Raw genomic sequence first — 23,303 nt, forward strand, 5'->3', positions numbered from 1 at the left:
TCGATCAGAGAGTGGGTCGGTCGGTGGTGGTTCCACCGGTGAAGCGGGTGAGCAGGGTGGCCAGGGCCCGCAGGTCGGCTGTGTCCCAGCCGGCGGTGGAGGTGGCGAGCATGTCGACGCCGGCGTCGAAGAGCGTCTCGAAGGTCCGGTGGCCCTCCTCGGTCAGCTCCAGCTGCACGGAGCGGCCGTCGGACTCGTCAGGGTGGCGGTCCACCAGGCCCGCGTCGACGAGGCGCGCGATGAGCTTTGAGGTGGAGGGCCGGGTGAGGTGCAGCTCGTCGGCCAGGGCGCTGGGGCGGGAGGTGCCGCCGGCGGTGCCGAGGCCGTAGAGGGCGCGCACCGAGACCGGGTCCAGGGAGACACCACAGTCGGCGGTGATCTTCCGTTGCAGCTCGAGCGATGACCATTGCGACATGAGCCTGGTCAGCGCGCGGAGGGTGCTGCGATGCAGGTCCAGGTCCTCGGTGTCCATGGTCCGCACCCTACGCCCATTTAGTTGCTTGAGGCAACTATGTGGGCCAGGCTGTGGTGCGCGACTGCGAGAGCTGCATCGTCGACCGTCCGGAGTCGGGAGCGGCCCTGATGATCACGGTGATCAGGTGTCAGAGGGTGGCTGGCGGAGCGGAAAGGGGGTCAGGCCGCCGCCGTCCACGGGAATGGCCTGGCCGGTGACGTACCCGGCGCCCGGCGAGACCAGGAAGGAGACGAGCTCGCCGATATCCGCCGGTTGGCCCACCCTGCCGACCGGGATGTTCCGGCCGCGCTGCGCCAGCGTGGAGTCCACATCAAGATCCGCGGAGGGGTCCAGGATGGCCCGGCTGGTGGCCACGAGACCGGGGCAGACCGCGTTGACCGTGATCCCCCACGGTCCCACGTCCATGGACAGGGCGCGCGTCAGGCCGATCACCGCGGCTTTGGAGGCGGAGTAGGCCACGGAGAACGGCGCCGCGGAGAGCCCGGCCATGGAGGAGATGTTAACGATCCGCCCGTAGCGTGCGGTCCGCATGAGCGGTACGGCTGCTCGGCACATGGCGTAGGTGCCACGAACATTGACGTCGATCAGCAGGTCGAAGGCCTCGTCCGGCACCTCTTCGATGTCCCGGCGGTCCGGGCCCTGCGGGGCCGCCGCGTTGTTCACCAGGATGTCCAGCCGCCCGAAGCGGTCCTGCACGGTCTGCAGGATCCCGGCGACGTCGGCCCGCTGAGAGATGTCCCCCAGGGCGGTGACCACATCCACGCCCTCCCGGCGCAGCTGGTCCGCGAACTCGTCCAGGCCACTGGGCGGAACCTGCCCGAGCATCCGCTGGCGGTCGTTGGCGACTCCGCGGGGCTCGCGGTCCGTGATGACGAGCGATGCGCCCCGGGAGGCCACCGCCCTGGCGATCCCCTGCCCCATGCCATCCGGTTTGCCACAACCGGTGATCAGGGCGACCTGTCCGGCCAGGGGCCGGAGCGAACCGCCCGCGCCCGCTGAGGCCTCGTCCGTCTGCCCCGCGGGATCCTGGCGCTGTGGTGTGTGGTGCTCGTCGGTCATGGTCAGCGAATCTAGGTGCATCGCCCGCGGCCCACAGCCCGGATTCCTTCCCGTGGAAGACGGCCCGGACCGGCACCGACGGCTTCCGCCCGATGGAAGCCAGGGACCGCTCGTCCGGAGATGTCCCACCATGGTGAGGAACATCACATCCCGGGAGGAGTCCACTCGATGCCCCCATCAACCGGGGACCACCCCGCCCTGCACGAGGCCCTCGCCGCCGAGGACCATCGCACGGCCGCGGGCCGCGTCCTGTCCGTCCTGGACGTCTTCGACCAGGACCATCTCGAATTGACCTTGAGCGAGATCAGCCGCCGCGCGGACCTGACCTTGAGCACGGCGCATCGACTCGTCGGCGAACTCCGGGACTGGGGTGCACTCGAGCGGACCGCGGAGGGACGGTACGCCGTCGGACTGCGGGTGCTGGAACTGGGCAGCCTCGAGCCGCAGATGCTGCAACTGCGGGACGTGGCCCCGGCCTACCTTGCGGACCTCCAGACTGCGGTCCGGGCCAACGTACACCTCTCCGTCCGGGACGGCCATGACGTGGTGTACGTGGAGTCGCTGCAACGGCACTCGGGCGCCCACGTGCTCAGCCGGCTCGGTGGGCGTTGGCCCCTGCACACCACCGCCACGGGCATGGTCCTGCTGGCTTCCGCGCCAGCAGCCGTCCGCCAGGACGTGCTGGCCAGCCCGCTGAAGCGCTACACGGACCACACCATCACCGATCCGGACACCCTGCGCCGGATGCTGGCAGAGGTGCACCGCACCGGGGTGGCCGTGTTGACGGAGACGATCACCCTCGGCACGTTCGCCGTCGGGGTGCCCGTCCGCGGGCCCAGCGAGCGGGTGGTGGCCGCCCTCAGCGTCACGCTGAAAATCGACGGATCACGGACCGTGCACCAGGTCCTGCCGGCGCTGAACGCCACGGCGCGCGCCCTGTCCCGGGCCCTGGGTTCGGCCTCCTCGGGGATCTCGCCGCCGGGCGCCCCCGGGTCCGCAGTCCAGCCCTTCGCGGTCTGAGTACACCCGCCGTCACCCTCCGGTCGACGCAAGTGATACCTATCCCTATAGTGGATCCATCCTTAGACTGATGTGATCCAGATCACGCCAAAGGAGTCGTCTTGGCATCTCCGACCAAACCCACCGCCGCTGGTCGCGTCCTGGCCATCCTGGACACCTTCACCGACCGGCATGACAGCCAGACCCTGAGTTCGATCGCACGACGCTCAGGGCTGACCCTCCCCACCACCCATCGCCTCGTCGGCGAACTCACCGCATGGGGGGCCCTCCACCGCCAGCCTGACGGCGATTACACCATCGGCCTCAAAGTCCTGGAACTCGGCTCACTCGCCGGGCACCGCCTGCGCCTGAAGCAGCTGGCCCACCCCTATCTCCACAGCCTGCACCACGCGACCAACACCAACATCCACCTCTCGGTGTCCGTTCAGCAGGACGTGCTCTACCTGGAGTCAATGCTGGCACCGGGCGGAGCCCCGGTCACCAGCCGCTTCGGCGGGCGCTGGCCCATGCACGCCACGGCCACCGGCCGTGTTCTGCTGGCCGCCCTGCCCCCCGAGGAACTCGACGACCTGCTGCGCCAACCGCTCGCGGCCTACTCGCCCCACACCGACACGGACCCGAACCGGCTCCGGCTGTTGCTGGCCGAGGTCCGGCAGCGCGGCGTCGCTGTTGCCTATGACCAGATCGCCCTCGGAGTGATCGCCCTGGCCGCCCCGATCGTCGGACCACACGGCCACCCCGTGGCCTCTGTCGGCATCACGGCACCGAAGGACCGCTTCACCCCGCACCAGCTCATCCCCCCGCTGGTCTCCACCGCACAGAGGATCTCCCGCGCCCTCAATGGACCCGAGGAAGCGTTACCCGAAGACAGTCTGCGCACGGCCTGACCCGCACCAGCACTGAGGCCGCACCTCCCTCGATGGTTCGATGGAGGTACGGCCTCAGTGCTGCCGGCAGGAAGTGGGTCCTACGAGTCAGGCCCACACCGGCCCGAACCCGCTCAACGACGATTCAGCTCAGACCTGACCGGCCTTGCGCCAGGAGCCCTCGTAGTTGTCCCGCACCTCGGAGGAGTACGGCACCGGGGAGACGGTCACGTTGACCTCGATCTGGCGGTGACGCTCCACCGTGGTCTTGCCGGAGCCGCCGTCGGGCTCGCCCCAGACGACCTTCAGCCGGTCCCCCACCTGCACGGACGGGTCGACGACGGCCAGGGAGAGCGCGGTGCGCTCGTTCGCCGAGTAGCCGGTGAACATGGACAGGCCCACGACCTTGCCGGAGCCGTCCACCACGGAGTCGAAGTTCGAGGAGCCGTAGTTGGCGTTGGGCAGATCGAAGAATTTGTAGCCGATCTCGCCCTTGCCGTACATCGAGGCGTGGATGGTGGCCATGTCCTGGTCGTCCCAGGCGAGGGTGACCTTGTGGCGCTGGGTGGAGGCGTCGACCTTCTCGAGCGCCTCGCGTCCGATGAAGTCGTGGTCGAACTTGATGAAGTTGCCGTAGCCCAGCTCCCACGGGGTCGTGTAGTAGTCCTCGATGTTGTCTGAGACGAAGGAGCCGGCGATGGCATTGTTGGCCTCGTAGGAGTCGGCGCCGAGCCAGGCCCGGTAGTCCGCGAGCATGCCGCCGCCGGAGTAGATGGCCGGCAGCGGGGACGGTATCCAGCCGGACTCCAGGGTGTTCGAGGAGTAGGCCCGGGCGCCGACGGCGGCGAGGCCGAATTCGGCACCGGCCTCCATGATGGCCTCACGGATCCTGTCATAGTCCTGGTAGTCGCCCCACAGCTCGAGACCGGGCGCGCCGGCCATGCCGTGCCGCAGGGTCCGCACCTGGGTGCCGGCCACGTTCATGGTGTCCATGTGGAAGAATTTCAGCTGCTCCACCGGACCGCCGTTGACCTTCTCGATGACGTCCCAGGCCTTGGGGCCCTGGATCTGCAGGCGCCAGTACTCTCGGGACACCGCCTTGCCCATGGGCCGCGACGGCGAGCGCCGGTCCTCGATCAGCTCGACGTCATAGCCACCGGTCTCGGCATGGAACTTCAGCCAGTTGGTGGCGGGGGCGCGGCCCACGTAGGTGTACTGGTCCTGGTCCTCGTGGAACAGGATCCCGTCACCGATGACATGGCCGGCCGGGGTGACCGGGACAAACTGCTTGGCGCGGTTGACGGGGAAGTTCTCCAGCGAGTTGATCGCGGTGTAGGAGACGAGCTTCTTGGCGTCCGGGCCCTTGATGATCAGGTTGTCCATGTGGTGGGTCTGATCGAACATGACGGCGGACTCGCGCCAGGCGATGACCTCGTCCCGCCAGTTGGTGAACTCGGGCGCCACCACCGGGTAGACGTAGGCACCCACCTTCGAGTTCCGCATCATTTGGACGGGACTCCCGGCGGCGTCCAGGGACTGCTGCAACGACTTCTGCTCCGGCATCACTGACTCTCCTGCATGTTGGGTGCACGACTGCACGTGCGGCGAAACCTAATACCTATGAGCATAGGTATGAATCTGTGATGCAGGCAACACCCACGACGCGGGAATTGCCGCGGGATTTACTTCGAACCGGCCGCGCCGACGTTCCGCATGGCGAAGCCGCCGCCGTCCACGGCCAGCACCTGGCCGGAGATCCACCGGGCCTGGTCGGTGGACAGGAACACCGCCGCGGAGGCGATGTCCCAGGGTGAGCCCTCGGTCTGCAGCGCCACGTTCTGCCGGCGCACCTCCCGCTGCTCCTCGCTCATGCCCCGGGCGGCGAAGGCACCCCAGATCATGCCGACGCGGATGCAGTTGACCCGGATCCCCTCCGGGGCCAGCGACGCGGCGGCGCCCACGGAGAGCTTCTCGATCCCCGTCTTGGCGATGGAGTAGGGCATGGCCGGACCCCGCCCCTCGGCCGCCCCCGAGGAGACGGTGACGATCGCGCTGCCGGGCGTCAGGTGGGGCCTCGCGGCGACCATCAGCCGCCAGGCGGCCTTGAGGTTGAGGTCGAAGGTGCGGTCCCACTCCTCCTCGCTCACCTCGAAGACGCTGACGGCGCCGCCGCCGCCGATCGTGGTGGCCACCACGTCGAGGCGGCCGAAGTGCTCGTGCGCGGCGTCCACCGCGTGGCGCGTGGACTCCTGGTCCAGCAGGTCCACCTCGAAGGCCTCAGCCTCTCCCCCGGCGTCCCGGATCGACTGGACGGTCCGGTCCCCGGCCCGCCGGTCCCGGTCCAGGACGGCCACGCGCGCCCCGGCGAGATGGTAGAGCCAGGCCAGGGCGAAGCCCACGTTGCCGAGAGGACCGGACAGTCCGCCTCCGGCCACCACGGCCGTCCTGCCCTCCAGCCAGCGGTCCGGCGGGCTGGCCAGGTCGTCGGTGAGGGGCGCGGGGAATGCGGTGTCTGCCACGGGGATCTCCATCCGGAAGCGGGATTGTGGACAGGCCCATCGTCGCCGGTGGCGCCCCGCCCGTCCGATCCCCTTTCACGGGGCGGAAAACCGCCTCAGCACTCGGGGAGGTTCACCGCCACGTTCACGGCGAGCCCGCCGCGGGAGGTCTCCTTGTACTTGGACATCATGTCCCGACCGGTGTCCCGCATGGTCATGATGGCCTCGTCCAGGGAGACCCGGTGGGTGCCATCGCCTGCCAGGGACAGCCGGGCGGCGTTGATGGCCTTGACGGAGGCGATCGCGTTGCGCTCAATGCACGGGATCTGCACCAGGCCGGCGATCGGGTCACAGGTCAGCCCGAGGTTGTGCTCCAACCCGATCTCCGCGGCGTTCTCCACCTGCTCCGGGGTGCCGCCCAGCACGGCGCACAAGGCCCCGGCGGCCATCGAGCAGGCCGAGCCCACCTCGCCCTGGCAGCCGACCTCGGCGCCGGAGATGGAGGCGTTGCGCTTGAACAGGGTGCCGATGGCGCCGGCGGTGAGCAGGAACTCCTCCACCCGGTCGTCATTGCACTCGCGGAACATGTCGAAGTAGTGCAGCACGGCGGGGATGATCCCGGCGGCACCGTTGGTCGGGGCCGTGACCACCCGGCCGCCCGAGGCGTTCTCCTCGTTCACGGCCAGGGCGAAGAGGTTGACCCACTCCATGGCCCACAGCGTGTCCAGGGTGTCCCCCTGGGCCTGCTGTTCGCGCAGCCGGCGGCGCAGTCCGGGGGCCCGGCGCTTGGCCAGCAGCACGCCCGGCAGCACCTCCTCGGTGCGGCTGCAGCCGTTCTCCACGCATTCCTGCATCACGGCCCAGACATCCAGCAGGGCCGTGCGTATTTCCTCGGCCGAGTGCCGGGTCAGCTCGTTGGCATGCATGACGCCGGCCACGGACAGCCCGGATTCCCGGCAGCGCTGCAGCAGTTCGGCCCCACTGGCGAACGGGTAGGGCTCCGGGACCTCCGGCTCGGCATCGGCCGGGTTGCTGAAGTCCTCCGCCGTGACCACGAACCCGCCGCCCACCGAGTAGTACTCCTGGGAGGACACGACGCCGGCCCCCTCCGGATCATCGTCGGCCCCAGTCCCAGCGGCCTCGGCGGCCTCCTCGGAGGAGTAGGCGGTCAGGCGCATCCCGTTGGGATGGCCGGGCAGGGACTCCCAGCCGTTGAGCACCACGTCGTCGGAGGAGAAGGCCACCGCGTGCGTGCCGTCGAGCCTCAGCCGTCCGGACTCCACGGCCTCGGCCACCACCCGGGGGGCCTCGTCCGCGCCGACGCTCTCCGGGTCCAGCCCGGCCAGGCCGAGGATCACGGCGTGGTCCGAGCCGTGCCCCTGGCCGGTGGCGCCGAGCGAGCCGAACAGCACGGCCTTGACCCGCGCCACCTCACCCAGCCGTCCGGCGTCGGCCAGGGAGCGGGCGAAGAGGCGGGCCGCCCGCATCGGCCCCACGGTGTGGGACGACGACGGCCCCAGGCCGATCGAGAACAGGTCCAGCACGCTGAGCGTCATAGCACTTCCTCCTGCCTGAACTCCGCCATGGAATCCACCAACCAGCGTACGAGGAAGTCGGCGAAGGATGCACGGGGGTAGACGCGGTACTCTCGCTCACCGGAGCGGTGCAGCAGCACCGGGACCGGTCCCACCGCCGTCACGATCGCGTGGCCGACGGGGAAGGAGCGCGGGTGCAGGTCCGCTTGGCACCCCTTCTCCAGGACGTCTCGGGCCGAGGGCCCGGCCAGCACGAGGATCGTGCGGTTGGCGGAGAGGTCCAGAGCCTGGCCCGGCAATCCCTCGAGGGCGGCCTCGAGCGAGTCCGCATCGCCCGTGGACTGTTCGCGAGAGACGTCCACCACGAGGAACTCGTCCGGGGACAGCCACAGCACGTGCTGGCCGGAAGCGTCCCCCGCGCTCTGGCCGTGACCGGCCGGCAACTGGACGCCCAGGACTGTTTCCAGGGCCTGCGCGGACTCGGAGTCCGGCGCGGCCCGCAGGCCGATCTGGACAGCGAAGGGAAGCTCATGCAGGGACACGGCGCGGCCGCCGGTCACCTCGGCCGCCGCCATGAGGGACTCCAGGTGGGCCGCCGGGGAGGCGCGGATCGATCGGGTCATCAGAGTCTCAGCCATCACGGCGGGTCCCTTCGGGGTCGTAGAGGATGGGCGAGGCGATCTCCACCTCGACGTAGTTCTCGCCGTCCGGAGCACCGGCGCCGATCGGCGAGCGCACGGTCTCGCCGATGCGGTTGCGGCCGTTGTCCACGAGGGCCAGACCGAAGGTCCGGCCCAGCGCGGGCGAGTTGTAGGAGGAGGTGACGTGGCCGATCATCGGGACCGGGCCGGCGTCGGGCGTCAGCGGGGTGCCCGCCGTCACCAGCTGGGCGCCCTCCGCGAGCCGCGTGGTGCGGTCCACGGGCAGCACACCCACCAGGTGGCGGCGGTCCTCGCGGGCTGTGTGCGCCCGGGAGAACGAGCGGTTGCCCACGAAGTCCTTCGTCGTGGACACCGCCCAGTCCATCCCGGCGTCCTGCGGCGTCACGGTGCCGTCCGTGTCCTGGCCGATGATGATGAAGCCCTTCTCGGCCCGCAGCACGTGCATGGTCTCGGTGCCGTACGGGGTGATCCCGAACTCGGCACCGGCCGCCGCCACGGCCTCCCACGTGGACAGGCCGGAGAAGGCCTCCACGTTAATCTCGTAGGCGAGTTCGCCGGAGAAGGAGATGCGGCAGATCCGGGCACGGGTCCCCTTGGCCAGGGTGGTCTCGCGGAAGGCCATGAACGGAAACGCCTCGTTGGAGACGTCCAGGTCCGGCGCCACTCTCGCCACCACCTCGCGGGATCTGGGCCCGACGACGGCGACGGTGTTCCACTGCTCGGTCACCGAGGTGAACACCACGTCCAGTTCCGGCCACTCGGTCTGGTGCCACTCCTCCACCCAGTCCAGGACCTTGGCGGCCCCGCCGGTGGTGGTGGTCATCAGGAACCGGTCTTCGGCCAGGCGCATGGTCACTCCGTCGTCGAAGAGCATGCCGTCCGCGGAGCACATCAGCCCGTAGCGGCCCATCCCGACCTTCAGCTTGAGGAAGCCGTTGGTGTAGATGCGGTTGAGGAACTCGGCGGCGTCTGCCCCGCGGACCTCGATCTTGCCGAGGGTGGAAGCGTCCATGAAGCCCACCGAATCCCGCACGGCGGCGCACTCGCGGTACACGGCGGCGTCCATGTCCTCCCCGTCCTGCGGGTAGTACCAGGGGCGCTTCCACTGGCCCACGTCCTCGAACAGGGCACCCTGTGCCTCGTGCCAGGGGTGGATCGAGGTGACGCGGGCCGGGTCGAACAGCTCGCCGCGGCGGCGGCCGGCCACGGCGGCGAAGGCCACCGGGGTGAAGGGCGCCCGGAAGGTGGTGGTCCCGATCTCCCCGAGATCGCCTTCGTTCAGGGCGGCCGCGATCACGCCGATCGCGTTAACCCCCGAGGTCTTGCCCTGGTCATTGGCGGTGGAGATGGAGGTGTAGCGCTTGACGTGCTCCACCGAGCGCATCCCGGCACCCGTGGCCCGCAGCACGTCCGCCACGGTCTGGTCCCGCTGCAGGTCCACGAAGTGGGTGTCCCACCCGGCCGGCTCACCGGCCAGGGCCGGGGCGAGCCACACGGGCCGGACGGTTCCCGGGGCGGGGGGCGCCGGGGCGCTCGGCACCAGCAGCGGGGCGGAGGAGCCCGTGGCCCGGGCGGCCTGGTGGCCGGACTCGGCACCCTGGGACAGCGCCTCACCCAGGGTCACGGCCCCGGTCAGAGCTCCCGCGGTGAACTGGTTCTTGACGCGGGCAGACGGCACGAATGCCGCGAGCTCGCGGTTCCAGACGATCCGGCCCTGGCGCTGACTGTGCAGGTGCACCACCGGCGAGTGGCCACCGGAGACGGCCAGCAGGTCCACGTCCAGGGTCTCCGGCTCACCGGTCAGGGCACCGTCCCCGTCCAGGGCGGAGACGGTCACGCCGCTGATCCGGCCGGCGGGTCCGTCACCGGCCGTGTCCACCACGGCGGCGCCGAAGATCCCGCGCACGTCCGTGGCCTCGAGGACCTCCAGCGCGGTGCCGGAGGCCTCCGGGCGGGAGTCGACGACGGCCGCCACGGTGACGCCGGCGGCGTGCAGGTCCGCGACGAGCCGGTAGGCGGAGTCGTTGGTGGTGGCCACCGCGATCCTCTCGCCGGCCAGCGCGGCATACCGGTTCAGGTAGGTGCGCACGGCGCCGGCCAGCATGATGCCGGGGCGGTCGTTGTTGGCGAAGACCAGCGGGCGCTCGTGGGCGCCGGTGGCCAGCACCACCTGGCCGGCGCGGACGTGCCAGATCCGTTGGCGGGACACGCCGGGCCTCTCGCGCGCCGGCAGGTGATCGGTTCGCTGCTGGACGGCCACCACGAAGTTCTCGTCATAGCTGCCGAAGGCAGTGGTGCGGGGCAGGTAGGTGAAGTCCTCGGCGCCGGCGAGGCGCTCGAGGGTGGCGGCGGCCCAGTCGCGGGCGTCCATCTCGTCGATCAGGTCCTCGGCGTCTCCGGCGCGCCCCGAGAGCAGGGAGCCTCCCGGGGCGGGCTGGTCGTCCATGAGGATGGTGCGGGCACCGGATTTCCCAGCCTCGCGGGCGGCGGCCAGGCCAGCCGGTCCCGCACCCACCACGAGGACGTCGGCGTGAACATACTTGTGGTCGTAGACCGCCTCATCGTTCCTCGGATCCAGAACGCCGAGCCCGGAGAGGTACGTGGCGTGCAGCCCCTCGGTCAGACCCACCGTGGTGGCCGGCAGCATGGACTCGTCCACGTGCCCGGCAAAGCGCGCGGCGACGGTGACGAGGGCGTTGGGCTCCTCGACGCCGGCGGACAGGATGCCGCGCGGTCGGCCCTCGTAGAGCGATGATCCGCAGTCGAGGCGGCCGTTGGCGATGAGGGCGCTGGCGAGGGTATCTCCGGGGTGGCCGGTGTACTGGTGGCCGTCCACCGTGAAGGTGATCTCGCGGCTGCGGTCGATGCCGTGGCCGGGGGCGCGTCCGGCCTCAAGACGCCGGGTGTTGGCGGTGCTCACTGGTGGCCTCCGTGATCGGTGTTCGCACTGGCAGGGCTGGAAGGGGTGGTCCGGGTGGAGTTGCCGTGGCCGGGGTCCGGGAGGTCGCCGGCATCGGGCCGCGGCGAACCGGCCGGATAGGTCGCGGCGAACTCGTAGGTGTGGGTGTCCCTCAGGGCGTTGAACCACTTGCGGCACCCGCCGCCGTGCTGCCAGCGCTCGGCGAACAGCCCTTTGGGGTTGTCGCGGTAGAAGAGGTACTCGGCCCAGCCCCGGTCGTCCAGGGAGTGCGGGTCCTCGGGGTAGGCGATGTGGGCCTGGCCCCCGTAGTGGAATTCGGTCTCGTTGCGCGGCCCGCAGTGTGGGCAGTCGATCAGCAGCATGATTTTTCTCCTGCCTGTACCTTCCTAGTGGGCCACGGCGGCGGCGCCGTGCTCGTCGATGAGGTGCCCGGTCTCGAAGCGGTCCAGCGCGAACGGGGCGTTCAACGGGTGGGCCTCGTCGGTGGCGATGGTGTGGGCGAACGTGTAGCCGGAGGCTGGTGTGCCCTTGAAACCGCCCGTGCCCCAACCGCAGTTCACGTACATCTGGTCGATCGGGGTGGTGGAGACGATCGGCGAGGCGTCGAAGGTGGTGTCCACGATCCCGCCCCAGGTGCGCAGCAGGTGCGCTCGGGCAAAGATCGGGAACAGCTCGACCGCGGCAGCCAGCTGCTCCTCCACCACGTGGAACGCGCCGCGCTGGCCGTAGCCGTTGTACGAGTCGATCCCGGCACCCATGACCAGCTCGCCCTTGTGTGCCTGTGAGACGTACACGTGGACGTGGTTGGACATCACCACGGTGGGGTGGACCGGCTCGAAGAGTTCGGAGACGAGTGCCTGCAGCGGGTGCGAGGAGATCGGCAGGCGGAACCCGGCCAGGTCGGCCAGCACCGAGGAGTGACCGGCGGCCGCGAGGGCCACCTTGCCGGCGTTGATGCGGCCGCGGGACGTCTCCACACCCACCACCCGCTCGCCGTCCTTGATGAAGCCGGTGACCTCGCAGTTCTGGATGATGTCCACGCCCATCTCGTCGCACTTGCGGGCGAAAGCCCAGGCCACATGGTCATGCTTGGCGATCCCGGCGCGTGGCTGGTAGGTGGCCCCCATGACCGGGTAACGGATGTCGTCCCCGATGTTGATGATGGGGCAGGCCTCCTTGACCTGCTGCGGGTCCAGCCACTCCGCGTCCACGCCGTTGAGCACGTTGGCATTCACACGCCGCTGGGACTCTCGCACATCCTGCAGGGTGTGGGCCAGGTTCATCACGCCGCGCTGGGAGAACAGGAAGTCGTACTCCAGTTCCTCCGGCAGCCCCTCCCACAACTTGAGGGAGTGCTCGTAGATCGCCGCCGATTCGTCCCACAGGTAGTTGGAGCGGATGATCGTGGTGTTGCGGGCCATGTTGCCGCCGGCCAGCCAGCCCCGCTCGAGGATGGCGATGTTGGTCATGCCGTGTCTGGACGCCAGGTAATAGGCGGTCGCCAGGCCGTGGCCGCCGCCGCCGACGATCACGGCGTCATAGCTGGGCTTCGGATCAGGGTTGTGCCACAGGAAGTCCGGGTGCTCGGGAAGCTTCTCGGCCATGTCAGGCCCCCTTCGAGGTGAGGAATTCGGTCATGTTCGGGTACAGGGGGTGGGCGGCCGCAAGGCCGCGGACGCGCTCGCGCAGGCCGGTCAGAGCCCCGTCCAGGGTGCCGTCGGTGTTGTCGGTGCCGGCGGCGCCGGCCGCACCCACCTTGAGCGTCTCGGCGATCACGTCCGCGACCTCGCGGAAGGCCTCTTCGCCGAATCCGCGGGTGGCCAGGGCGGGGGTGCCGATGCGCAGGCCGGAGGTGACCATCGGCGGGCGCGGGTCGAACGGCACGGAATTGCGGTTGATCGTGATGTCCACAGCGGCCAGCAGGTCCTCGCCCTGCTGGCCGTCCAACGGGGAGTCCCGCAGGTCCACGAGGACCAGGTGCACGTCCGTACCGCCGGTGAGGACAGTGATCCCGTGCTCGGTCACGTCCGGGCGGATGAGCCGCTCGGCGAGAATCCGCGCGCCGGCCAGGGTCCGCTCCTGGCGGTCCCGGAAGCCCTCGGATGCGGCGATCTTGAACGCCACGGCCTTGCCGGCGATCACGTGTTCGAGCGGCCCGCCCTGCTGGCCGGGGAACACGGCGGAGTTGACCTTCTTGGCGATATCCGCGTCATTGGTCAGGATGATGCCACCGCGGGGGCCGGCCAGGGTCTTGTGCGTGGTGGAGGTGACCACATGGGCGTGCGGAACGGGCGAGGCGTGCAGGCCCGTGGCCACGAGCCCGGCGAAGTGGGCCATGTCCACCATCAGGTAGGCTCCGACCTCGTCCGCGACCTCGCGGAAGCGCGCGAAGTCCAGCTGGCGCGGGTAGGCGGACCACCCGGCGATGATCATCTTCGGCCGGTGTTCGCGTGCCAGGGCGGCCACCTCGTCCATGTCCACGCGGTGGGTGGACTCGTCCACGCCGTAGGGGACGATGTCATAGAGGCGGCCGGAGAAGTTGATCTTCATCCCGTGCGTCAGGTGCCCGCCGTGGGCGAGGTTGAGCCCGAGCACGGTGTCCCCCGGCCGGATCAGCGCGTGCATCACGGAGGCGTTGGCCTGCGCACCGGAGTGGGGCTGAACATTGGCGAACCCGGCACCGAAGAGCGCCTTGACCCGCTCCAGGGCCAGGCTCTCCACGGCGTCCACATGCTCACACCCGCCGTAGTAGCGCTTGCCGGGGTACCCCTCGGCGTACTTGTTCGTGAGCACTGAGCCCTGGGCCTGCATGACGGCCGCGGCGGTGTGGTTCTCCGAGGCGATCATCTCCAGCCCCTCGCGCTGCCGCCCCAGCTCGGCGTCGATGTGCGCCGCGATCTCGGGATCGAGCTCGGCCAGGTCAGCAGTCAGTTCGGTGGGGATGGCCTCGGCCATCTCGCGGGTCATGGTCACGATGATCTCCTGGTACGCCTCTTGAAGACAACTGATATATCAAGCTGCGGTCTAGAGTATGATGGCGATCACACCCCGTCAAGGGTCTGCAGAGATGCGGACCACCCGACGAGCCGAAGGACCTCATGACCACCGCAACGGACCTAGCCCCCACCGGCCTCTCGCTCGCCGAGCAGGCTTACCGCGCCCTCCGGGACCGGTTGATCATGCTGGACATCGCACCCGGCGAGCCACTCCAGGAACTCCAGCTCGTCAGTGAGCTTGGATTCGGGCGCACGCCGCTGCGTGAGGCCCTGAAGCGGCTCGAGACCGACCACCTCGTGGTGTCCTATCCACGCCGGGGCACCTTCGCCACCCGGGTGGACATCACCGAGTTGGCCGCCGTCTCCGAGGTGCGGCGCCTGCTGGAGCCCCTGGCCGCCCGCAAAGCTGCCGCCAGCACGGACCCCGATGCTCGAGCCGCCCTCGCGGAGGCACGCGAGGGCATCGACCGACTCTCCGGCACCACACCCTGGCGTGAGGTCATGGCCCAGGACCTCGCGGTGCACCGATTGGTCTACCGCGCCGCGGGCAACCACCACCTGGAGGAATCCCTGATCCGGCTGGACAACCTGGCCACCCGGATCTGGTGCGTGGTGGTGGACCGGCTCCCGGACGTGGCCGAGCACATCCGAGAGCATCTGGACCTTCTGGACGCAATCCTCGAGGGGGACGCCGACCGGGCCGAGGAGCTGACCTCCGCCCACATCCGGCACTTCGACGCCGCCATCCGCCAGGTCATCTGACGTCATCCCGGCCAGGGGGTTGACGGTGACCTGAGTCACTGTCATCCTGTAGCGCAACCGCGTTGCCTTAAGTGCAACAGCCAGCGACTGTGCCCCTGGAGGAAGTCGACATGTCCACCCCTGAGAAATCCGCCACCGTCACCGAGGACAGCCCCGCCGCCGGGAGCGAACGGACCGTCACCCTGCCGCGATTCCGGGGACGGATCATCCCGCCTCTGGACCGGGCCATCATCATGATCCTGCCGCCGGTGCTGATCATCGCGGCCGTGGTGGCCGTGACGGTCAATCCCGAGGGGGCCGCGGCCCTGATCGGCCGCCTGAGGACCTTCGTCACCGGCGGGTTCACCTGGTGGTTCGTGCTCTATTCCCTCATCGCCGTCGGCGTCTGCGCCTGGCTGTGCATCAGCAAGGTCGGCACGGTCCGGCTCGGCGGGCCCAAGGCGCGGCCGGAGCACAGCAACTTCGCCTGGTACTCCATGCTCTTCGCCTGCGGGCAGGGCATCGGGCTGATCTTCTGGTCCGTGGCGGAGCCCGTCATGCTGCGCGAGGAGACCCCCGTGATCCCGACGGGTGCGAACCCGGGCGAGGGCGGGATCGTGTGGACCTACTTCCACTGGGGCCTGACCACCTGGGCCATGTACTGCGTCGTAGCGATCTGCCTGGCCTACTCCCACCACAACCTCGGCAAGACCCTCACGTTCCGCGAGGCGACCGTGGACCTGCTGCCGAGACGCGTCCAGCGGCCGGCCGGCGTCGTGATCGAGCTGCTGGCCATCCTGGCCACCGTGCTCGGCCTGGCCACGTCCTTCGGCTTCGCGGCCATGCAGTTCACCTCCGGCGCCACCCAGGTGCTGCCGATCGAGAGCAGCACCCTGGTGTGGGTCATCGTCATCCTCGCCTTCGGCCTCCTGACCGCCGTCTCAGCGTTCCTGGGCGTCAACAAGGGGATGAAGCGCATATCCGAGACGAACTCGATCCTGTCCATCGTGCTGGTCGTCGCCGTCTTCGTCTTCGGCCCCACGGTCTACCTGCTCTCCAACATGTCCCAGACGTTCGGCTCGTTCTTCCAGCACTTCATCCCCATGAGCTTCTTCGCCGGGGCCGAGGGCGCCGGAACGCCGCTGGCGGACTGGTCGGACAGCTGGAACGGCTGGTGGACCGTGTTCATCTGGTGCTGGGTCATCGCCTTCTCGCCCTTCGTGGCCGGCTTCATCGCCCGCATCTCCCGCGGCCGCACCATCCGCCAGTTCGTCCTGGGCGTGACCATCATCCCGTCCCTGATCGTCATGGTCTGGGTGGGCGTCATCGGCTCCGCCGGCATCCACTACGACAACGAGTCCGGGCAGATCTCCGCCGACGCGGCCGAGGACACCTCCTCCGCCCTGTTCTCCATGCTGGACATGGTGCCGTGGATCGGCACGGCGCTGATCATCGTGGCGACCATCCTGGTGGCCACCTACTACGTCACGTCCCTGGACTCCGGTACCTACGCCCTCGCGGAGTTCGTCTCGGCCCCCAAGAAGTCCGGCCCCTGGTTCCGGGTGGTCCTGGTGGCCTCCATCGCCACCGTGGCCCTGGTGCTGCTGTCCATCGGCGGGGTGGACGCCGTGGACACGGTCCAGACCGGCACCATCATCGGCGGCTTCCCGTTCTCCTTCGTGATCGTGCTGATGGTCATCAACCTCGTCCGCCGGCTCCGGTCCCGGACCCGGGAGACCCGGCAGCTGGAGAAGGACATCAACGACCCGGGGCATCGCGCGGAGGACGAGCTGTGCGATGAAGACGGCATCCCCCGCCCCGATCCGCGCCTCGGCGTGGGCCCCGGGACCCTGACGGAGCCGCAGGACCCCTACGGCTACGGAACCACCGAGAGGACACCGAAGAAGTGACCAGCACGCCCGGAACCCCGGCCGCAGCCCCAGCCCAGCCCACGCGTCTGGCCCACCTGGACGCCCACACCTACCGCGACTGGGCCGCCGGGGAGCACTCCACGGTGATCCTGCCGGCCGGGGCCTTCGAACAGCACGGCCCCCACCTGCCCCTGGGGACGGATGCCATCCTGTCCTCGACCATCGCCGAGGCGGTGGGGTCCCGGATCGACGCCAAGGTGGCCGAGCCGCTGTCCTACGGCTACAAGTCGCAGCAGAAGTCCGGCGGCGGCGACCACCTGGCCGGCACCGTCAGCCTGGACGCCGCGGCCCTGATCGCCCAGGCGCGCTGCATCTTGGCCGGGTTCCTGCGCCAGGGTGTCCGCAACCTCGTGGTGCTCAACGGGCACTACGAGAACTACCAGTTCCTCTACGAGGCCGCGGACTTGGCGCTTGCCGACACCGGCGCCGGAGCCGGGCGCGCGGACGGGTCCGGGCCGACCGTGCTGCTGCTCTCCTACTGGGACTACGTCTCCGAGGACACCCTGGCGGCGGTCTACCCGGAGGGCTTCCCGGGCTGGGACATCGAGCACGGAGGGGTCCTGGAGACCTCGCTCATGCTGCACCTGCGCCCCGAGCTCGTGGCCATGGACCGCGCCGTGAGCCATCCCCCGGCTGACCTGCCGCGGTTCGACCGCCTTCCCGTGGTGTCCTCGCGCACCCCGGACACGGGCTGCCTCTCGGCACCGGACGGCTCCTCGGCCGAGAAGGGCCGGTTGCTCTACGAGCAGGTCGCCGCGGACCTCGGGGCCGATCTCGCCGCGGAACTGCACCTGCCCCGCTGACCGCCGCGGGCCGCCGTCGTGCCCTTGACGTGACCCAGTGCACATCACACAATGAATGCAACCCAGTTGCATCCAACGCAACCCACTCCCCGAGGAGAACACCATGACCACCACCCCCGGCACCGCCCAGTCCGTCTCCGAGCTGGAGCGCCTGAAGACCCTGCACAACGGCTCCAAGCAGCAGTTGACCTTCTCCGACGCCGAGTTCGAGCGCCGCCTGACCGGCCTGCGCCAGATCATGGCCGCGAAGTCCCTGGACGCCGTCATCCTCACCAGCTACCACGGCATCAAGTACTACTCGGACTTCCTGTACACCACCTTCGGGCGCAACTACGCGCTGGTGGTCACCGCCACCAACTCGACCACGGTGACGGCCAACATCGATGCCGGCATGCCCTGGCGCACCAGCTACGGCGAGAACATCGTGTACACGGACTGGAAGCGGGACAACTTCTTCTACGGCCTGCAGGAGGCTCTGAAGCGGGACGGCGTGAAGGCCTCCCGGATCGGCGTGGAGGACGACGCCCTGCCGGGCCTGACCCGCCAGCGCATCCAGGACGCCTTCGACGGCGCCGAGCTGCTGGACGTCTCCCAGGACGCCATGCGCCAGCGCATGATCAAGTCCGCCGAGGAGATCGAGGTCATCAAGCACGGCGCCCGCATCGGCGACCTCGGCGGCGAGGCCATCAAGGCGGCCATCCGAGAGGGCATCACCGAATACGAGGTCGCCCTGATCGGCACTGAGGCCATGGTCCACGAGATCGCCAGGACCTTCCCGCACCGCGAGGTCCGGGACACCTGGGTCTGGTTCCAGTCCGGCATCAACACGGACGGCGCCCACAACTGGGCCACGACCCGCCAGCTGCAGCGCGGTGACATCCTGTCCCTGAACTGCTTCCCCATGACCTCCGGTTATTACACCGCCCTGGAGCGCACCCTCTTCCTCGGCCAGCCGGATGAGCGCAGCCTGGAGCTGTGGAACGTCAACGTGGAGGTGCACCGAGCGGGTCTCGAACTGATCAAGCCCGGCGCGGTCTGCAAGGACATCGCCCACGCGCTGAACGAGATCTACATCGGCCACGGCCTGCTGCCCAACCGCACCTTCGGTTATGGCCACTCCTTCGGGGTCCTGTCCCACTACTACGGCCGCGAGGCCGGCCTGGAGCTGCGCGAGGACATCGACACCGTCCTGGAACCGGGCATGGTGGTCTCCATGGAGCCGATGATCACCGTCATGGACGGCGAGCCGGGTGCCGGCGGTTACCGCGAGCACGACATCCTGGTCATCGGCGAGGACGGCGGCGTGGAGAACATCACGAAGTTCGGCTTCGGTCCCGAGAACAACATCATCGACGCCTGACCTGGCCCTCAGCCGGTGGAGTTCAACCCGCGGGGACGCCGGCCGTGACATCGTGGGGGTGGGCAGCACCGTTGCCCACCCCCACGTCGGGGGCCCCATCGTGAGAACGACCATCGGGAGAAGCTCCATGGCCACCACCGCCGGGACCGAAGCGGGCGACAGCGCCCGTGGCGCGTCCGTCATCGTCAATGTCCTGCAGGTCATCCGGTGCTTCACGGTGGATGAGCCGCTCCAAGGGGTCACCGAGATCGCTGCGCAGGTGGGGCTGCACAAGTCCAGCGTGTCCCGGATCCTCGCCACCCTCGAACAGGAACGGGTGGTTGAACGGGACGAGGCGTCCCGAAAGTACCGGCTTGGCCTGGGGCTGATCGCCGTGGCCGGCCCCCTCCTGGCCAACCTCGATGTCCGGCGCGTCGCCATGGAAGACCTTCGCGACCTCTCCGAGACCACCGGGGAGACGACCGCCCTGAACATCTGGGACGGCTCGGCCGCCGTCACCGTGGAGCAGATCCCGAGCCGCCGCCAGGTCAAGCACACCTCCGTCCTGGGCAGCCGCTACGCCACCGGTCTCAGCGCCAGCGTCCAGACCTTCCTGGCCCACGCCGCCCCAGACCGGGTGCGTGAGCTGGTGTCCTCCGGTCGCGTGGCCTTCGACTCCCCGGTAGACGTGGACGAGTACCTCGAACGGCTCGCTACCGTGCGGCAGGATGGCCACGCGGTCAACCACTGCGAGACCTCCCCGGACGAAGTGGGCATCGCTGCCCCCGTCAGGGACCACCGCGGCGAGGTGGTGGCAGCCGTTCTGGTCGCCGCCCCCTTCTACCGCGTTCCCCAGGACGAGATCACCCGCCTCGCCACCGCCTGCCGGGAGGCCGCGCAGCGCATCTCCCTGCGCTTGGGATGGACCCCTGCCTAGAGCTCCCGCACCCCGGACCCGGCCACGGGCCTCATGCTGACCTTCTCGCTCGGCTGACCACCGGAAGGTCAGTCATCGGATGCTCCAGTCCCTCAGGAGCCGGACCGCACCGATTCCTCGATGGCCGCACCCACGGACATCAGGTGCTCGCGCATGGCCCGGGCCGCCTCCTCCGGCTCGCGCGCGCAGACGGCGTCGATGATGGCCAGATGCTCGGGCAGGGACTGCTGCGAGCGCCCCGGCTTGGCGAACAGGCGGTACTGGAAGCGCACGGCCTGGGCGCGGAGCCGGTCGATGGTCGCGGCGGCCGTCTTCTGTCCGGACAGGCGGATCAGGGTGGAGTGCAGGTCCGTGTTGCCCTGGGCGTAGGCGGCCTGGTCCCCGGTCTCGACGGCGGTTTCCATACGCCGGCCGATCTGCCGCAGCTCCTCGGCCTCGGCCTCGGTGATGCGCGTGGCCGCCCGTGCGGCACACAGCGCCTCAAGGGCAGAGCGGACCTCCACGATCTCGATCGCCTCCTCCACGGGGACGGTCCGGACGCGGGCACCGCGGTTCTGGATCCGCTCGACGAGGCCCTCGACCGTCAGCTCGGACAGGGCGGTGCGCACGTGGCCGCGGCTGGCCCCGTACATCTCGGCCAGGTCAGCCTCCACGAGCCGCTGGTTCGGCACGAGCTCGCCGGCGAAGATGGCAGCTCGAATCTGGTCCGCCACGTCGGTCGCGTTCACCGCAGCACTGGCCCGTGTTGCTGTTGCCACTGGAATCTCCCCCGCTCGTCAGCCATGATGGAACTGATTGTAAACAATTTTGTCACAGATAATGCAGGCCACAGCAGATTTGGTGAAGGAATACACCGTGAGCCCAGACCCCGCTTCGCCCACCACACCCGCTCACCACGGCCGTGACGCCGTCCAGGGCGGCACCGCCACCGAGGTCCGGTGCATGATCATGCGCGGAGGAACCTCCAAGGGACTGTACTTCCTGGCCGAGGATCTGCCCGCCGATCCGGCTGTCAGGGACTCCCTGCTGCTCCGGCTGATGGGGTCCCCGGACGCACGGCAGATCGATGGGCTGGGCGGAGCACACCCCCTGACCAGCAAGGTCGCGGTGGTCTCTCCACGCTCAGACGGCGGAGTCGACTACCTGTTCCTCCAGGTCTCCGTCGACGAGGCGACCGTCTCAGACCGGCAGAACTGCGGCAACATCCTCGCCGGCATCGGCCCCTTCGCGGTCGAACGCGGCCTCGTCCCCGCCCAGGAAGGCACCACCGAGGTGGTCATCCACATGGTCAACACCGGTTCCGTGGCCCGCGCCCGGGTCACGACGCCGGCCGGTCGCGTCGCGTACGAGGGCGATGCGGAGATCGCGGGGGTGCCGGGGACCGCGGCCCCGGTGGTCCTGGACTACCAGGGCACTGCCGGGTCCAGTTGCGGAGCCCTGTTCCCCACGGGGAACCGCATCGATACCTTCGCCGGGGTCGAGGTGACGTGCGTGGACAACGGGATGCCCGTCGTCGTGATCGATGCCGCGGCACTGGGAGTGGAGGGGACCGAGGAGCCCGCCGCGCTGGAGGCCGATGCCGAGCTGTGCGCCGCGGTCGAGGCCGTGCGGCTCGAGGCCGGCGTCGCCATGGGGCTGGGAGACGTCAGCGAGACCACGGTGCCGAAGGTCTGCCTGGTGGCCCCCGCCCGGAGCGGGGGGACGTTCAACACGCGGTGTTTCATCCCGAAGCGCGTCCATGAGGCCATCGGAGTGTTCGCCGGCGCCTCGGTGGCGGTGGTCTGGCAGGTGCCCGGCACGGTGGTGGCGGGTCTGAGCGGTGACCATGACGCGGCCGAGACGCGAGTGGAGCATCCCACGGGCCACACGGACCTGGTGGTGGAGGTCGACTCCGGGGACGCCTCGGAGGCGGGCCGGTCCTCGGCATCCGGCGAACCCACCGTCCTGGTCACGGGCAGCGTGCGCACGGCCCGCAAGCTGATGGACGGCATCGCCTTCGCCTGAGCGGGCGGACGCCCCCGCCGGTAGACTGGCACGGCCCCTCCGCCACCGCCACTACTGGAGCACGCCCATGACCACCCCCATTCCGGTCAAGCCGAGCCGCCGCAAGCGGCCCGCCGCCGGACCCCGCCCACGCCTGAAGATGTCGCTCTACGGCTTCCTCGTGGCCTGGCTGGCGCCGAACCTGCTCATGGCCGCCATCGTGCTGGTGCTGAACTTCATCCCGGCGCTGCAGGCCTATGGCTCCCTGACTCCGCTGCTGACCACCGTCGGTCTGGCCGGCCTGGTCATCGGCCTGCCCCTGTGCCTGCTGGTGAACTGGCTCTTCCGCCACAAGACCAACCAGTGGATCCATGTGATCGGCTACGCACTGGTCGGCATGCTCTACGGCCTGGCGGTGCTGTTCTCCGGGGTCGGTGGCCTGGTGCCCATGCTCATTCCCATCATCGGCTTCCCGGCCGCCATCCTGATGGCCCTGGGCCGCGCCGTGGCCCAGCCGCTGGTGAAGGTCGTCCGCCCCGAAGCAACCTCTGCCGCCGTCTGACCCGCCGCCGGGCGAAGGGGAATAACATGGTGCGCATGCCTTCCACTGATCAGTACGACGTGCACACCCCCGCCCTCTCCTTGACCATCGCCGGTTCCGAAGCAACCGGCGGCGCCGGCGCCCAGGCCGACCTGAAGACCTTCCAGGAACTGGGCACCTTCGGGATCGTGGCGTTGACCTGCATCGTCGCCTTCGACCCGACGGACGATTGGAACCACCGGTTCGTCCCGGTCCAGGCAGACGTGATCGCCAATCAGCTGGAGGCCATCCAGGCCGACTATGCCGGGTCCCTGAAGACCACCAAGCTCGGCATGATGGGCTCCCCGGAGACCATCTCCACGGTGGCCACCGCCCTGAGGAATCAGGAGTGGGAGCACGTGGTCCTCGATCCCGTGCTGATCTGCAAGGGCCAGGAGCCCGGCCACGCCCTGGACACGGACCGCGCCCTCAAGGCCGAGCTGTTGCCCCTCGCCACCTTCACCACCCCGAACCATTTCGAGTCCGAGCAGCTGTCCGGGATCACCGTCCGCACCCTGGAGGACCTGAAGGAAGCGGCTAAGCGCATCCACGAGGTCTCCGGTGCGGCCGTCCTCGCCAAGGGTGGCATGAAGCTCGACGGTCCGGACGCCCTGGACGTGTTCTACGACGGCGAGACCCTCGAGGTCCTCTCCGCGCCCAAGATCGGCGACCATGGGGTCTCCGGCGCCGGCTGCTCCCTGGCCGCCGCCGTCACCGCGGAACTCGCCAAGGGTGCCACGCCGCTGGAGGCGGCCCGCCGCGCCAAGGAGTTCGTCACCGAGGGCATCCGCCAGCGCGTCACCGGCAACACCCCGTTCGACGCCCTGTGGCAGGGCGGCCTGCGCCGCGCCTGAGGCGCGCGGCCGGCGTCGCTCCCCAGATCCCGACGCCGGCCCGCCCCCTCGCGTTTTCAGTCGACTTTGAGTGGGTGTTTCCCACCAAACACACCCACCAACTC

General features: G+C 69.5%; 21 protein-coding genes. 10 read left to right on the plus strand and 11 right to left on the minus strand.

All coding sequences use genetic code 11. The annotated features are described in order from the left end of the window. Window positions 1-4 precede the first annotated feature (4 nt). A complete protein-coding gene (locus ACFFIO_RS04735) occupies window positions 5-472 on the minus strand; it encodes a MarR family winged helix-turn-helix transcriptional regulator (protein WP_378040429.1) in 468 nt (155 codons plus the stop codon). 123 nt (window positions 473-595) lie between these two features. Further along, entirely contained in the window at window positions 596-1,534 is a 939-nt protein-coding gene (locus tag ACFFIO_RS04740) for an SDR family NAD(P)-dependent oxidoreductase (RefSeq protein WP_378040430.1), read from the minus strand. Window positions 1,535-1,702: 168 nt separating this feature from the next. Here ACFFIO_RS04740 and ACFFIO_RS04745 point away from each other — a divergent pair, with 168 nt between their 5' ends. Together ACFFIO_RS04745 and ACFFIO_RS04750 are read left to right on the plus strand one after the other, a co-directional pair. After that, window positions 1,703-2,554 carry an IclR family transcriptional regulator gene (locus ACFFIO_RS04745; protein ID WP_378040431.1) on the plus strand — a complete coding sequence of 284 codons (852 nt, stop codon included), beginning with the start codon at window positions 1,703-1,705 and terminating at the stop codon, window positions 2,552-2,554. A gap of 101 nt (window positions 2,555-2,655) precedes the next feature. Next, complete coding sequence (locus ACFFIO_RS04750; RefSeq protein ID WP_378040432.1) at window positions 2,656-3,441, plus strand: IclR family transcriptional regulator; 786 nt, start codon at window positions 2,656-2,658, stop codon at window positions 3,439-3,441. Between the two features lie 129 nt (window positions 3,442-3,570). Here ACFFIO_RS04750 and ligM read toward each other — a convergent pair whose 3' ends face one another. The 8 genes from ligM to glyA form a co-directional block, all read right to left on the minus strand. After that, window positions 3,571-4,983 carry a vanillate/3-O-methylgallate O-demethylase gene (ligM, locus tag ACFFIO_RS04755; protein WP_378040433.1) on the minus strand — a complete coding sequence of 471 codons (1,413 nt, stop codon included), beginning with the start codon at window positions 4,981-4,983 and terminating at the stop codon, window positions 3,571-3,573. Between the two features lie 119 nt (window positions 4,984-5,102). Further along, a complete protein-coding gene (locus ACFFIO_RS04760; RefSeq protein WP_378040434.1) occupies window positions 5,103-5,939 on the minus strand; it encodes an SDR family NAD(P)-dependent oxidoreductase in 837 nt (278 codons plus the stop codon). Between the two features lie 95 nt (window positions 5,940-6,034). Continuing rightward, window positions 6,035-7,474 carry an L-serine ammonia-lyase gene (locus ACFFIO_RS04765; RefSeq protein ID WP_378040435.1) on the minus strand — a complete coding sequence of 480 codons (1,440 nt, stop codon included), beginning with the start codon at window positions 7,472-7,474 and terminating at the stop codon, window positions 6,035-6,037. Then, complete coding sequence (locus tag ACFFIO_RS04770) at window positions 7,471-8,091, minus strand: sarcosine oxidase subunit gamma (protein ID WP_378040436.1); 621 nt, start codon at window positions 8,089-8,091, stop codon at window positions 7,471-7,473. The genes ACFFIO_RS04765 and ACFFIO_RS04770 overlap by 4 nt, the downstream gene beginning before the upstream one ends. Beyond that, window positions 8,084-11,035: a sarcosine oxidase subunit alpha family protein gene (locus ACFFIO_RS04775; RefSeq protein ID WP_378040437.1), complete on the minus strand. Its 2,952-nt coding sequence runs from the start codon at window positions 11,033-11,035 to the stop codon at window positions 8,084-8,086. Before ACFFIO_RS04775 ends, ACFFIO_RS04770 begins: the two co-directional genes overlap by 8 nt. Further along, on the minus strand, window positions 11,032-11,397 hold the full coding sequence (locus ACFFIO_RS04780) for a sarcosine oxidase subunit delta (RefSeq protein ID WP_378040438.1): 366 nt from the start codon (window positions 11,395-11,397) through the stop codon (window positions 11,032-11,034). Before ACFFIO_RS04780 ends, ACFFIO_RS04775 begins: the two co-directional genes overlap by 4 nt. Before the next feature lie 24 nt (window positions 11,398-11,421). Continuing rightward, on the minus strand, window positions 11,422-12,639 hold the full coding sequence (locus ACFFIO_RS04785) for a sarcosine oxidase subunit beta family protein (protein WP_378040439.1): 1,218 nt from the start codon (window positions 12,637-12,639) through the stop codon (window positions 11,422-11,424). A gap of 1 nt (window position 12,640) precedes the next feature. Further along, entirely contained in the window at window positions 12,641-14,002 is a 1,362-nt protein-coding gene (gene glyA / locus ACFFIO_RS04790; protein WP_378040505.1) for a serine hydroxymethyltransferase, read from the minus strand. A 131-nt stretch (window positions 14,003-14,133) separates the two neighbouring features. Between glyA and ACFFIO_RS04795 the strand changes: the two genes are divergently transcribed. From ACFFIO_RS04795 to ACFFIO_RS04815, 5 genes are all read left to right on the plus strand, one after another. Further along, complete coding sequence (locus ACFFIO_RS04795) at window positions 14,134-14,793, plus strand: GntR family transcriptional regulator (RefSeq protein WP_378040440.1); 660 nt, start codon at window positions 14,134-14,136, stop codon at window positions 14,791-14,793. 110 nt (window positions 14,794-14,903) lie between these two features. Further along, the gene (locus tag ACFFIO_RS04800; protein WP_378040441.1) at window positions 14,904-16,682 is read left to right on the plus strand and encodes a BCCT family transporter; all 1,779 of its coding nucleotides are present in this window, start codon (window positions 14,904-14,906) and stop codon (window positions 16,680-16,682) included. Next, window positions 16,679-17,506 carry a creatininase gene (locus tag ACFFIO_RS04805; protein WP_378040442.1) on the plus strand — a complete coding sequence of 276 codons (828 nt, stop codon included), beginning with the start codon at window positions 16,679-16,681 and terminating at the stop codon, window positions 17,504-17,506. The genes ACFFIO_RS04800 and ACFFIO_RS04805 overlap by 4 nt, the downstream gene beginning before the upstream one ends. A gap of 103 nt (window positions 17,507-17,609) precedes the next feature. Continuing rightward, the gene (locus tag ACFFIO_RS04810; protein ID WP_378040443.1) at window positions 17,610-18,866 is read left to right on the plus strand and encodes an aminopeptidase P family protein; all 1,257 of its coding nucleotides are present in this window, start codon (window positions 17,610-17,612) and stop codon (window positions 18,864-18,866) included. Window positions 18,867-18,993: 127 nt separating this feature from the next. After that, window positions 18,994-19,782, plus strand: coding sequence for an IclR family transcriptional regulator (locus ACFFIO_RS04815; protein ID WP_378040444.1), 789 nt, complete (start codon window positions 18,994-18,996; stop codon window positions 19,780-19,782). 92 nt (window positions 19,783-19,874) lie between these two features. On the opposite strand, the gene ACFFIO_RS04820 is transcribed toward ACFFIO_RS04815, so the two are convergent. Continuing rightward, on the minus strand, window positions 19,875-20,540 hold the full coding sequence (locus tag ACFFIO_RS04820) for a GntR family transcriptional regulator (protein WP_378040445.1): 666 nt from the start codon (window positions 20,538-20,540) through the stop codon (window positions 19,875-19,877). A gap of 97 nt (window positions 20,541-20,637) precedes the next feature. On the opposite strand from ACFFIO_RS04820, the gene ACFFIO_RS04825 reads away from it, so the two are divergent. The 3 genes from ACFFIO_RS04825 (at window position 20,638) to thiD (ending at window position 23,199) form a co-directional block, all read left to right on the plus strand. Continuing rightward, complete coding sequence (locus tag ACFFIO_RS04825) at window positions 20,638-21,786, plus strand: 4-oxalomesaconate tautomerase (protein ID WP_378040446.1); 1,149 nt, start codon at window positions 20,638-20,640, stop codon at window positions 21,784-21,786. 67 nt (window positions 21,787-21,853) lie between these two features. Then, the gene (locus tag ACFFIO_RS04830) at window positions 21,854-22,327 is read left to right on the plus strand and encodes a hypothetical protein (RefSeq protein ID WP_378040447.1); all 474 of its coding nucleotides are present in this window, start codon (window positions 21,854-21,856) and stop codon (window positions 22,325-22,327) included. A gap of 26 nt (window positions 22,328-22,353) precedes the next feature. Further along, window positions 22,354-23,199: a bifunctional hydroxymethylpyrimidine kinase/phosphomethylpyrimidine kinase gene (gene thiD / locus ACFFIO_RS04835; RefSeq protein ID WP_378040448.1), complete on the plus strand. Its 846-nt coding sequence runs from the start codon at window positions 22,354-22,356 to the stop codon at window positions 23,197-23,199. Window positions 23,200-23,303: the final 104 nt, after the last annotated feature.

This window comes from Citricoccus parietis, assembly GCF_042433045.1.
Classification (GTDB): domain Bacteria; phylum Actinomycetota; class Actinomycetes; order Actinomycetales; family Micrococcaceae; genus Citricoccus; species Citricoccus parietis.

What these genes read in the sequence shown, in the direction of transcription:
- ACFFIO_RS04810 (WP_378040443.1), top strand. Translation starts at nt 17,610, where the DNA reads ATGACCACCACCCCCGGCACCGCCCAGTCCGTCTCCGAGCTGGAGCGC.
- ACFFIO_RS04735 (WP_378040429.1), bottom strand. Translation starts at nt 472, where the DNA reads ATGGACACCGAGGACCTGGACCTGCATCGCAGCACCCTCCGCGCGCTG.
- glyA (WP_378040505.1), bottom strand. Translation starts at nt 14,002, where the DNA reads ATGACCCGCGAGATGGCCGAGGCCATCCCCACCGAACTGACTGCTGAC.
- ACFFIO_RS04745 (WP_378040431.1), top strand. Translation starts at nt 1,703, where the DNA reads ATGCCCCCATCAACCGGGGACCACCCCGCCCTGCACGAGGCCCTCGCC.
- ACFFIO_RS04770 (WP_378040436.1), bottom strand. Translation starts at nt 8,091, where the DNA reads ATGGCTGAGACTCTGATGACCCGATCGATCCGCGCCTCCCCGGCGGCC.
- ligM (WP_378040433.1), bottom strand. Translation starts at nt 4,983, where the DNA reads ATGCCGGAGCAGAAGTCGTTGCAGCAGTCCCTGGACGCCGCCGGGAGT.
- ACFFIO_RS04740 (WP_378040430.1), bottom strand. Translation starts at nt 1,534, where the DNA reads ATGACCGACGAGCACCACACACCACAGCGCCAGGATCCCGCGGGGCAG.
- ACFFIO_RS04830 (WP_378040447.1), top strand. Translation starts at nt 21,854, where the DNA reads ATGACCACCCCCATTCCGGTCAAGCCGAGCCGCCGCAAGCGGCCCGCC.
- ACFFIO_RS04780 (WP_378040438.1), bottom strand. Translation starts at nt 11,397, where the DNA reads ATGCTGCTGATCGACTGCCCACACTGCGGGCCGCGCAACGAGACCGAA.
- ACFFIO_RS04795 (WP_378040440.1), top strand. Translation starts at nt 14,134, where the DNA reads ATGACCACCGCAACGGACCTAGCCCCCACCGGCCTCTCGCTCGCCGAG.
- ACFFIO_RS04815 (WP_378040444.1), top strand. Translation starts at nt 18,994, where the DNA reads ATGGCCACCACCGCCGGGACCGAAGCGGGCGACAGCGCCCGTGGCGCG.
- ACFFIO_RS04785 (WP_378040439.1), bottom strand. Translation starts at nt 12,639, where the DNA reads ATGGCCGAGAAGCTTCCCGAGCACCCGGACTTCCTGTGGCACAACCCT.
- ACFFIO_RS04765 (WP_378040435.1), bottom strand. Translation starts at nt 7,474, where the DNA reads ATGACGCTCAGCGTGCTGGACCTGTTCTCGATCGGCCTGGGGCCGTCG.
- thiD (WP_378040448.1), top strand. Translation starts at nt 22,354, where the DNA reads ATGGTGCGCATGCCTTCCACTGATCAGTACGACGTGCACACCCCCGCC.
- ACFFIO_RS04800 (WP_378040441.1), top strand. Translation starts at nt 14,904, where the DNA reads ATGTCCACCCCTGAGAAATCCGCCACCGTCACCGAGGACAGCCCCGCC.